This is a genomic window from Idiomarina sp. UBA3162 (assembly GCF_002364475.1).
Classification (GTDB): domain Bacteria; phylum Pseudomonadota; class Gammaproteobacteria; order Enterobacterales; family Alteromonadaceae; genus Idiomarina.
Genome location: NZ_DEYI01000108.1, coordinates 27,731 through 38,065, shown reverse-complemented (window position 1 = coordinate 38,065; position 10,335 = coordinate 27,731). Strand labels below are relative to the sequence as shown.

Annotated in this window: 10 protein-coding genes; 6 read left to right on the top strand and 4 right to left on the bottom strand. The window is 45.3% G+C overall.

Annotation, left to right across the window (positions count from 1 at the left end):
* Positions 1–36 precede the first annotated feature (36 nt).
* The 4 genes from B2X00_RS12565 to rne all read right to left on the bottom strand — a co-directional run bounded on the left by B2X00_RS12565 (position 37) and on the right by rne (position 5,768).
* On the bottom strand, positions 37–756 hold the full coding sequence (locus tag B2X00_RS12565) for a tetratricopeptide repeat protein (RefSeq protein WP_290488044.1): 720 nt from the start codon (positions 754–756) through the stop codon (positions 37–39).
* 103 nt (positions 757–859) lie between these two features.
* Entirely contained in the window at positions 860–1,543 is a 684-nt protein-coding gene (locus tag B2X00_RS12560) for a hypothetical protein (protein ID WP_290488032.1), read from the bottom strand.
* 99 nt (positions 1,544–1,642) lie between these two features.
* The gene (locus B2X00_RS12555; RefSeq protein WP_290488030.1) at positions 1,643–2,353 is read right to left on the bottom strand and encodes a hypothetical protein; all 711 of its coding nucleotides are present in this window, start codon (positions 2,351–2,353) and stop codon (positions 1,643–1,645) included.
* A gap of 397 nt (positions 2,354–2,750) precedes the next feature.
* The gene (gene rne, locus B2X00_RS12550; protein WP_290488028.1) at positions 2,751–5,768 is read right to left on the bottom strand and encodes a ribonuclease E; all 3,018 of its coding nucleotides are present in this window, start codon (positions 5,766–5,768) and stop codon (positions 2,751–2,753) included.
* 518 nt (positions 5,769–6,286) lie between these two features.
* Between rne and rluC the strand changes: the two genes are divergently transcribed.
* The 6 genes from rluC to plsX are packed head-to-tail and all read left to right on the top strand — an operon-like array spanning position 6,287 to position 10,327.
* On the top strand, positions 6,287–7,234 hold the full coding sequence (gene rluC, locus B2X00_RS12545; RefSeq protein ID WP_290488026.1) for a 23S rRNA pseudouridine(955/2504/2580) synthase RluC: 948 nt from the start codon (positions 6,287–6,289) through the stop codon (positions 7,232–7,234).
* A gap of 18 nt (positions 7,235–7,252) precedes the next feature.
* On the top strand, positions 7,253–7,912 hold the full coding sequence (locus B2X00_RS12540) for an HAD-IA family hydrolase (protein ID WP_290488024.1): 660 nt from the start codon (positions 7,253–7,255) through the stop codon (positions 7,910–7,912).
* 12 nt (positions 7,913–7,924) lie between these two features.
* Positions 7,925–8,521, top strand: coding sequence for a Maf family protein (locus B2X00_RS12535; RefSeq protein WP_290488022.1), 597 nt, complete (start codon positions 7,925–7,927; stop codon positions 8,519–8,521).
* A gap of 49 nt (positions 8,522–8,570) precedes the next feature.
* Positions 8,571–9,098, top strand: a complete 528-nt coding sequence (yceD, locus tag B2X00_RS12530) for a 23S rRNA accumulation protein YceD (protein ID WP_290488021.1) — start codon at positions 8,571–8,573, stop codon at positions 9,096–9,098.
* A 16-nt stretch (positions 9,099–9,114) separates the two neighbouring features.
* Positions 9,115–9,285, top strand: coding sequence for a 50S ribosomal protein L32 (rpmF, locus tag B2X00_RS12525; protein WP_071462706.1), 171 nt, complete (start codon positions 9,115–9,117; stop codon positions 9,283–9,285).
* Between the two features lie 16 nt (positions 9,286–9,301).
* Positions 9,302–10,327, top strand: coding sequence for a phosphate acyltransferase PlsX (plsX, locus tag B2X00_RS12520; protein WP_290488018.1), 1,026 nt, complete (start codon positions 9,302–9,304; stop codon positions 10,325–10,327).
* Positions 10,328–10,335 lie beyond the last annotated feature (8 nt).

Sequence of the window (10,335 nt, the reverse complement as noted above, 5' to 3'; positions counted from 1 at the left end):
GTACGGTACTTAGTAATTTCAAAATGATTTTTGGAATCAATCGCCTGTTGTAATCCCTGCAATTGATTTAGAACGGTTTATACCTTGCATCGCTTGCTTGGTTAAATTGCTAACTTGCGGCTGCCAAGTAGCTGCTAAATTATCGGCTTGTTTGACTTCAGTTTCACTTAACTTGCTTTCCAATTCAGATTTAATCTCTTCGAGGCGCTTATTTTTAGGAATTAATTTTTGAAGTTTTAGGGAAACTAGATAAGCGTCCCGATTACTTTGAAATTCACTGTCTGGTGCTAAGTATAGGGATAGTAAATTAGATAACGATTGTACGTGACCTTGATTGCCAGCTTTCTCAGCCCATTCAATTGCCTTAGCAATATTACCTTTTTGATAGTGAGCTGATGCAATATCATTCTGTGCCAGATTATATCCAGCTTCAGCAGCAATAAGTTTATGTTGAAAAGATTTATCTTTACTTAAAGTTAAACCTTGAATTTCACCAAACTGCCCTGCGTAGTAGCAACCTACTTTATAGTGACCAAGAGGATCATCATTATTAGCAGCCTTTAAAAAAAGCTCAAAAGCTTTGGTAGGAGATTTGGCGACACCAATACCATTATTGTAGAGCATACCTAAATGGTAAGTTGCTTCAGCGTTTCCTGCATTGGATTTTTTAATTAAAGCGTCATATAGCTCATCGGAGTGGGTGAAAAAAGGGATGGCTAGGACAAATATCGAAATAAAGGTTTTAAGTTTTAGCATATGATAACTTCCTGTAATTGTTTATCGTCCTACAAGTATGTTTCTTAAACTAACTTGGAGAATTAGGTAAGTCAAACTTCACTCAAACAAGAAGTCACGCTAACTAATTCGATTTCTTTTGTGTTTTACTGTTTTTGTATTTTCCATAATAAATAATCTTCTCTATAGTCTCCGGCCCTTTAGCCAGTCCTAGTCGCATTGCAGGTGTTTCACCTTTATCATTTTTATTAACGTAGTTGTAATAGACACGATAAATATCAGCCATTTTAGTTAGCATGGCTGGGTTATATGGTGCGTAGCCGTGCCATGTTCGTGAACGATTCGTTGCAGAAGAATGAGGGCGTTCCAAAAGGTTAACGCTTCTTCTCACGTGCATAAAAAATCTATCGACAGCGTGTAGGCTAGCTTTTCTATACAAGTTAGCTTGGTGCTTTTCATCGTATCTGGATATGTTTGTTATTGCCGCTACCAATTTTGCTGGCTCTGGCAGTGTTGCAACAGGATATTCCAACCACTTTTCCGGGGAGTGCTTAATTACTTGGAGTTTATCTAGTCGCTCTAGAATCATCTCATTAACGACTTCTCTAAAATCTTTATTTGATAAATCCTGTCTTGGTATACCGGTACGTTTCTTTATGACCCGATTTGTTTCACTTACAGCCTTTCGCTTTTCATCGACACTCAAATTTTTAGAAGCCCTAACTAAAAAGCCATCGCTAAGACCTTTCAATATATCGTCTTTAAAAATGCTTAAATAGGCAGTTTTCATCCCTGTATCTTGATCCATGTAAAAGCGAGTTTTTCCTGCGTATTCGGTAAGCCTCTTAACGAGAAGGAAATGCGCCATCATTGTATATTCATTGTGAACCAACACACCTTTTGACGGTTATTTTACATCGCCATCAATATGTTCAGAGCTTGTTAAGTCAGATGAACACAACTCTTGTTCAATTTTTTGTGCAACTTGTTCTTGAAGGTTACTTGATTGCGACTCAGACAGTTTAGATTTTTGTTTCGTAGCCAAAGCAAATTCATGTTCAAGCCATATCCTAGCGGTATATCGATGATGCTTGGGTTTTTCATGATCGTTATAAGTATCAGCCAGCAGCTCAATTTCTGATTGGGTTAATCGTTCTTCGAAATTGAAATTGAACGCGAAAATGTAACTAGTCTTTAGACAAGCTGTACTGATTCCATAAAGCTCAGTGTTACGTTTATCTTCTCGCTCTGCTACAAATTTCAAGCATTGGTTATGAATAAAATCTATCTTGTCGTAGAGCGTTTGGGGAGAAATATCTAAATGTTTAATGATCCTTCTTAGCGGTGTGTGCATCAATATCAGATTGAACAACCTGATATTGATCTCTGGTCTCTTTTGCTTTCTGGTCTGCTTACCAATAGTTAAGGTTTTTCCACAATGATTGCACTCATACCTAGGTGTTCCAGCACCTGTATAACCACGTTTTTTAACACTAGGCTCAAAGAATTCAACGGTATAGGTAGGACATTCAGGGTTAGTACACTTGGGTTTCTCTACTTCCAGATATCGACTTAACCGCTCATATTCCTCGATAACAGCTTGATTGCTCTTAAGCATATAGGTGGCTTGAACTATCTCTCCATTGGCTATTCTGTTCTTACAAGCTTTGCATACAAGCGCGGCTTCATTTTTGCCTGAGCCTGATGTTCAGTACAGAGGGTGGTGTTTAGTTACTTGACGTTCTGGTGCATTGCCGTTAAAGCTTTCGTCAGATAATGCTCGATGTGTAGTATCCTCTGGAAATATCCCAAAATTCTCGCATTTAGTAAACTTACAAAAGTTTACTTGCAATCCTTCTGGCTAGATTTCTTTCTCACAAAAAAAAGCACCATAATTAAGTTAACTCACTCAATTATAGTGCATTTTCATCAAATACTAAGTCACTAGCACCACATTAACTGCACGGCTTGCCGAATGGGCAGCCTTTTTTATTGTCCGATCCTAGCCGTTGACCTTAGCTAGAACATTTTGTCATCTCAGCTTTCGCTGATTTGGTCGCGAATGCAATTGAAGCCATTCGCTCAGACTTACTAAATGGCTTGCGTGAGTCTGCTTGCGCGATAGGCAATGCAGTGAACTCTGAATCGCGTACTTGAGCCGTTGCTTTCGTCATGCCTGAAAACGCTTTGCCACCTGAAATCTTTGAAGGTAGCACGGGTTGAGCGACTTCTTTACTCTGCTGGTTATTCTCACGCTCTTGTTTACGGCGCTGACCTGCAGCACGCATATGGCGTGGTGAGCGACGTGAACGATTACGTTCTTTAGATGAATTCTCAGTAGCTGGTGAGGCCGCTGGAGCAGAGGCTTGTTCTGTCGCCTGAGTAGGTGACTGTTCTTGCTCAGCGTCTCTGCCCAACTGTTCTTCAGGTTTAACTTCAGTCGTTTCATCAACTAGCGGTTGCTCAGCTTGTGTCGTCGTGTCTTCGGCTTGAGCAGGTTCAGCACGTTCTTCTGCCTGAATTGCTGCTTCAGACTTCACTGATACTTTCTCTTCAGCGGCATCAACAGCTTCCGCATCAGACGATTCAACGACGTCACTTGCAGCCTTTGATTCCGTCGTTGATGGTTCTGTGGCGGCCTGAGTATCAACGGCTTCCTGTTTAACCAGTTCAGCAGCTGCTTGCATACGTGGATCCATCACCTTTTTCTTAATGACGTCATCTGCCGAAGCTTTATCGACCTGAGCGTTTGTTTCCACTACTGACTCATCTTGCTTTGGCTGGTCAGTTTTTTGAACTTGTTGCTTCGGTTGAACTGCCTTTTCTTGCGCTTTGTCGGGCTGCTTTGCTCGATCCTGCTTATCCGAGCTTTCAGGCTGATTTGCTTGGTTATTTTTAACACGTACAGAGCGCTCTAATTTACGTGGTTCACGACGCTTCTTAGGTTGTGAATCACGTTTTTCTTGCTGCTCATTTTTTGGCTTATCAGCTGTTTGTTGCTCAATTTGTTTATTGACGGTATCAGCCTGTTTACCGTTAGCCTGATTTTGGTTCTGGTTTTGGTTACGGTTTCTATTGCGACCGCGGCGATTACGACGGTTAGCATTCGGACGACCTTCCGTATTACTGCGCTCCGAAGCTGACTTAGCATTGTCATTTGACTTACTGTCAGTTTCGGCATTTGATTTTTCAGCGTCACGTTTATTGGCCGAACGATTATTGTTGCGACGACCATTATTACGGTTGTTACGACGTTGGTTGTTACGACCGCGGCGCTGGTTATTATTAGAACGCTGCTGATTTTCCTGTGGTTTGTCTTCAGCTTCATCAGTGCCTAATAACTTACTCAACCAAAGGCTGATGCGCTTCAGAATTGAAGGTGCCTCGGCTTTTACTTGTGGTTGAGGGTGGGGCGTCGGCGCAGGTGGCGCTGTTGGTGCCTGAAGGCCTTTAAGCGCAGGTTCCTCAAGTTGCTGACGTTCTTTAGTTAAGGTAATTGCAACGCTTTCTTCTTGCTGCTCTGGTTTTTGCACCTGGTTAAAGCTTGCAGCCTCTGGTATCTCGTCATCACGAATGCGAATAACATCAAAGTGAGGCGTATCCATGTGATGATTCGGGATTATAACTGCTTTAACGTTGTGGCGTTCTTCGATCTTAATAACAGAAGCGCGTTTCTCGTTTAACAAGAAAGTGGCAACCGAGACAGGCACCTGAGCTTGTACTTGAACAGTGTTGTCTTTTATTGCTTCTTCCTCAATTAGACGCAGAATCGACAGAGCAAGCGACTCACTTGAACGAATCGTGCCCTGACCGCTACACCGAGGACATACCGCATTCGCCGACTCGCCTAGTGACGGACGCAAACGCTGACGCGACATTTCGAGTAAGCCAAAGCGTGAAATACGGGCGACTTGAATACGTGCGCGATCATGCGCAAGGCTGTCACGTAAGCGGTTTTCAACTTCACGTTGATGACGAGTGGGTGTCATATCGATAAAGTCGATAACCACCAAGCCGCCGACATCGCGCAGACGCAGCTGACGCGCAATCTCTTCAGCCGCTTCAAGGTTTGTCTGAAACGCGGTTTCCTCTATATCGCCGCCTTTTGTGGCGCGTGCGGAGTTAATATCAATTGAGGTAAGGGCTTCAGTTGGATCGATAACAATCGAACCGCCTGACGGTAAGCGGACTTCGCGTTGAAAAGCCGACTCGATTTGGCTTTCAATCTGGTAATGACTGAATAAAGGCACGTCGCCTTCATACAGCTTAACGCGGCTCACAAAGTCGGGACGAATAAGCTGAATGTGGTCACGAACCTGTTCAAACACTTTTTTACTGTCGATCAGCACCTCACCGATGTCGCGGCGCAAGTAATCGCGCAACGCTCTAAAGATAACGTTACTCTCTTGATGAATTAAGAACGGAGCAGCGCGCTTCTCGGCAGCTTCCGTGATTGCTGTCCAGTGGTGAATAAGGACGTTTAAATCCCATTCAAGCTCTTCTTTTGACTTGCCAACACCAGCAGTACGAACAATCAACCCCATCTCTTTAGGCACGTTGATTTCGCTCAATGCGTCTTTCAGTGCAGAACGTTCTTCACCTTCAATGCGACGCGAGATACCACCGGCGCGCGGATTATTCGGCATGAGTACCAAATAACTACCTGCTAAAGAAATAAAGGTTGTTAGGGCCGCGCCTTTTTGACCTCGTTCTTCTTTATCGATTTGAACGATAACCTCTTGGCCTTCGCGTACAACATCTTTAATGTTTGGGCGACCATTAAAAGTGTAGCCATCAGGGAAGTAGGTTTTTGCGATTTCTTTGAGGGGTAAAAAACCGTGGCGGTCAGCGCCGTAGTCGACGAAAGCGGCCTCTAAACTCGGCTCGATGCGGGTAATTTTACCCTTGTAAATATTCGCTTTCTTCTGTTCATGACCTGGGCTTTCGATGTCTAAATCGTACAAGCGCTGGCCATCAACCAGCGCTACACGCAACTCTTCTAGCTGCGTGGCATTGATTAACATTCTCTTCATTTTAGTGACTCAATATCATTGTGCCACTGGTAAGCGTATAGCGGTAGCAGACGTGCTTTACTTCTTTAACTGATTGTACTTGGGGTTCGTCAGGAACCTTGCATGGCCACCCGTTATATTCATTTTTCACAGAATTTAACGTGCGCCTCAAACTATTCTTTATCTGATTGACTGTCTGTCTTCAAATCCGCTCCTCGAAACAAACGGTTATCGAGGGCTACGCTACCCAGTAGCGTTAATTACGAACGTAGCTCGCTGACAAAAATATCTCCAACCTAACCCTGTGCATTCGAAATCTCGGTTAACCGTATCTCGACGTAGGGGAGGAGCATGGTTTGTCGCCAACCACACGATTTATGTCGTCTCAAACCATCCACTGAGTGTGCGCCTTACCTAGGCTGCTGACAACGACTCAGCGTGGCATAAAATTTGACACTTCATTAAATCACAAATGATGCATGCAAGACAAGCACGTTTTTTTGTGCACACGCGCGCAAAGTTGATGTTAAAATAGCGGCATGGACACAGAATTTAATCAAGTGCAGTGGCACGACGTTGCTAGCGACGAAGCAGGGCAGCGTATCGACAATTTTTTAATCGCGCGACTCAGGGGGGTTCCTAAGTCGCTGGTGTATCGTATTTTGCGAAAGGGTGAAGTGCGCGTTAATAAAAAACGCACAAAGCCAGATTACAAAATCAAAGCAGGGGACGCTATCCGAATCCCGCCCGTAAAGGTTTCAGCCAAACCAGAACTGCCATCACCGAAATTAGCAAAGGTAGCTGAACTTGAGCAAGCCATTGTTTATGAAGATGATGCACTCATGATAGTGAATAAGCCCTCGGGGCTCGCTGTTCATGGTGGTTCCGGGCTGAGCTTTGGCCTGATTGAAGGGTTGCGCGCACTGCGTCCAAAAGATACGGCACTCGAGCTTGTGCATCGACTCGATCGGGATACCAGTGGTTTGCTGATGATTGCGAAAAAGCGCAGTGTACTTAAGGCTTTGCACGCCCAATTGCGGGATAAAGAGATGAACAAACAATATCTCGCTCTGGTTCGCGGTCAGTGGCAAAAAAGTGTACGGAGTGTCGAGGCGCCCTTAAAAAAGAACACGCTGAAATCTGGTGAACGAATTGTGCGTGTGGATGCCGAGGGTAAACCCTCCCATACTCGTTTTAGAATCAATCAACGCTATGCGGAAGCGACACTTGTTGAAGCTTCCCCTGTGACGGGACGTACTCATCAAATTCGTGTGCATGCGTTACACGCCGGTCATCCCATTGCAGGTGATCCTAAATACGGTGATGCGCCTTTTAATGAACGCATGCAGCAGGGCGGGCTGACACGATTATTCTTACACGCGTGGCAACTTTCATTTAAACACCCAGTCACTGATGAAACAGTGTCATTCGAAGCCCCGATGGATAGCTCGTTATCGACTATTCTCAGTGAGCTGACGCGAATCTAATAGGTAAACGAGGTTAACGTGGTCAAACTCGTCGTATTTGATTGGGATGGGACACTAATGGATTCCGTCCCGCGTATTGTTTCGGCAATGCAGGAAACGGCTCGCACATTATCACTGCCGGTACCTTCTCGTAGCGAGGTGCAGGAGATTATCGGTATCAGCTTAGAGCCTGCCATCGAGCGTTTATTTGGTCGGCTTGACGCCACGACTCATCAGTCTTTTTTAGCCGTGTATCGCGATGAATACGTGGAGCGAAACCAAACACCATCGCCCCTGTTTACCGGGGCTTTGACGTTACTACAACAACTTCAGCAAGAGTCACTGCAGCTGGCCGTTGCAACGGGTAAAGCACGACGTGGGCTTGATAGGGTGTTGGTTGAAACTCAAACAGGCAATTTTTTTGCTGCCACGCGATGCAGCGATGAGAGTGAGGGCAAGCCTTCACCTAAAATGTTGCATGAGCTCATGACTGAACTTCAAGTTGAGGCGCACGAGACAGTGCTTATCGGTGACTCTATTCATGATATGCAAATGGCAAACAACGCTGGAGTGAAAGCGGTGGGCGTAAGCTTTGGTACTCACCCCCGTGAGCGACTCATCGAACATGGCGCTGTCACTGTGATAGATGAACTGATGGGCTTGCCAACTGTGCTACAACGAATAAAAACTGCTGTTTAAAGGATGAATGATATGGCTCGAACACTTATTCTTGGCTCATCTTCTCCGTACCGACGCGAATTGATGGAGCGTCTTCACCTTGATTTCGAAACGTTCAAACCTGAAATCGATGAGCAAGCCTTACCAGGCGAATCGCCGCAAGCGCTGGTGCAGAGGCTCGCTGAAGCAAAGGCTAAAAAGGTCAGTTTTGCAATGTCTAACGCGACGGAGGCGCTAATCATTGGGTCAGACCAAGTTGCTGTTTGTAATGGCGAGATTCTGGGTAAGCCACACACGAAAGAGCGAGCCATAACGCAGTTACTCAGCTTCGTAGGACGAAAGGTTACTTTCTACACCGGCTTAAGTTTGTACGATGCAGCCGAGAATACAGCGCAAACCGTATGCGAACCTTTCTATGTTACGTTCCGTACCGATCTTACAGAGGCGGAAATCACTCGCTATGTCGAGCTTGAGCAGCCGTTAAATTGCGCGGGTAGCTTCAAAAGTGAAGGGTTAGGTACAGCACTGTTTGCAGAGTTATCAGGAAAAGATCCGAACAGTTTGATCGGGTTACCTACTATTAAGTTGCTTGAACTGTTACGTAATGTCGGCGTGAACCCGCTCGCGTAACCCGATTAAGCTTGTCAGAGTCTGTCATAAAAGGTATCATAAGCCGCCTATGCAAAAGGTCAGAATTCCGGTCAGCGTTGACCCGGTAAAGAGCGCGAATAAAAAGCAAACGTTTGATGGGGTTGTGCCTGTTCAAACATTGAAACGTTTGCAAGAGTTGCTTGCGAAGCCTTGTGAGACTGATCCATTAGTGATCGTCGAGTTTGGCGTAGACGAGCAGGGCATGAGCTATTTTTCCGGTACGGCGTCGGTCAGTGTTATTTTAACCTGCCAGCGCTGTAATCAGCCATTTGAGGTTGATATTACCGCGCAATTTGCGTATGCTCCTGTTTCTTCCAAGCAGGGAGCTGAAGAGTTACCAGAGCGCTATGAAGCGATCGAGACTAACGAATTCGGCGAAGTTAACCTTCATGGGTTAATTGAAGATGAACTCATTTTGGCAATGCCTCTTGTGGCTAGACATGCACCAGAGGACTGCTCAGTAGACCGTGACGCAATGACATGGGGCGAAATTGAGGAAGATGAAAAACCTTCTGATAACCCATTCGCTGTGTTGCAAGAATTAAAGCGTAAATAACTAGGAGATAGCGTAAATGGCTGTTCAAAAGAATCGTAAAAGTCGTTCAAAACGCGACATGCGTCGTTCACACGATGCGCTAAGCGGCCCTACACTGTCGGTTGACTCTACCTCTGGTGAGACTCATCGTCGCCACCACGTAACAGCTGACGGTTATTACAAAGGTCGCAAGGTCGTCAACAAGTAATTGTTGATTCCAGGCTATGCCTGAATTAAAACTAGCGATCGATGCAATGGGGGGCGACAATGGCCCCTCTGTTGTGCTCGAAGCCTTAAAAAATAGCCTTAAGCAGAACACAACGACACAATTCGTCGTGGTCGGTGATGAGGCTATCTTATCCCCCTTACTCAATCAGTTCGACCTTTCCGAACATCCCCAAGTTACACTTGTTCATGCGGAACAAGTGGTAGAAATGACCGATAAACCGGGCGCAACGATGCGTCAAAAGCCACAGTCTTCTATGCGCATAGCTCTAGATATGCATGCTCACGGCGAAGTGGATGGTGTGGTCAGCGGTGGAAACACGGGCGCGCTAATGGCGCAAGCCTATTTTATCCTTAAGCCAATTCCTGGCGTCTTACGACCTGCGTTAATGGCGGCTATTCCCAACATGACGGGCGGGCGATCTTATCTACTTGATTTAGGTGCTAATCCGAGCTGCGACTCAGAAACGTTATTTCAGTTTGGCGTGATGGGTTCGGTGGCTGCTCGAGTGCTCGAATCAGATAAAAATGTTTCAGTCGCGTTACTTAATATGGGGGAGGAAGAACTCAAAGGTAATGACGAAGTACGCACCGCTGCACAGCAGTTGAGTCAATCAGAACACGTTAATTACATCGGTTTTATCGAGGGTAATCATCTGTTCAGTGGACGTGCAGATGTCATTGTATGTGACGGCTTTGTTGGCAATATCGCGCTTAAAAGTTGCGAGGGCCTCGCGACATTGATTATTGACGAGTTAAAGGCTTCGTTGACCTCGCACTGGTTATACAGTTGGTTCTTTAAGTTTTTACAAAAAAGAACTAAAAAATCGTGGCAGCGATTGAAGCCCGACCACTACAATGGTGCAAGTTTGATAGGATTGCGTGGCGTGGTTGTTAAAAGCCATGGCAGTGCGAATGCAAAAGCATTCGAAAGCGCGATTTCTCACGCGATTAAGGAAGCGAATCATCGTCTTCCCGAAAAAATTCAAGATCGTGTCGAATCGGTCCTATTAGAACAACATTAAGCACCCAT

What these genes read in the sequence shown, in the direction of transcription:
- rne (WP_290488028.1), bottom strand. Translation starts at nt 5,768, where the DNA reads ATGAAGAGAATGTTAATCAATGCCACGCAGCTAGAAGAGTTGCGTGTA.
- rluC (WP_290488026.1), top strand. Translation starts at nt 6,287, where the DNA reads ATGGACACAGAATTTAATCAAGTGCAGTGGCACGACGTTGCTAGCGAC.
- rpmF (WP_071462706.1), top strand. Translation starts at nt 9,115, where the DNA reads ATGGCTGTTCAAAAGAATCGTAAAAGTCGTTCAAAACGCGACATGCGT.
- yceD (WP_290488021.1), top strand. Translation starts at nt 8,571, where the DNA reads ATGCAAAAGGTCAGAATTCCGGTCAGCGTTGACCCGGTAAAGAGCGCG.
- B2X00_RS12560 (WP_290488032.1), bottom strand. Translation starts at nt 1,543, where the DNA reads ATGGATCAAGATACAGGGATGAAAACTGCCTATTTAAGCATTTTTAAA.
- B2X00_RS12555 (WP_290488030.1), bottom strand. Translation starts at nt 2,353, where the DNA reads ATGCTTAAGAGCAATCAAGCTGTTATCGAGGAATATGAGCGGTTAAGT.
- B2X00_RS12535 (WP_290488022.1), top strand. Translation starts at nt 7,925, where the DNA reads ATGGCTCGAACACTTATTCTTGGCTCATCTTCTCCGTACCGACGCGAA.
- B2X00_RS12565 (WP_290488044.1), bottom strand. Translation starts at nt 756, where the DNA reads ATGCTAAAACTTAAAACCTTTATTTCGATATTTGTCCTAGCCATCCCT.
- plsX (WP_290488018.1), top strand. Translation starts at nt 9,302, where the DNA reads ATGCCTGAATTAAAACTAGCGATCGATGCAATGGGGGGCGACAATGGC.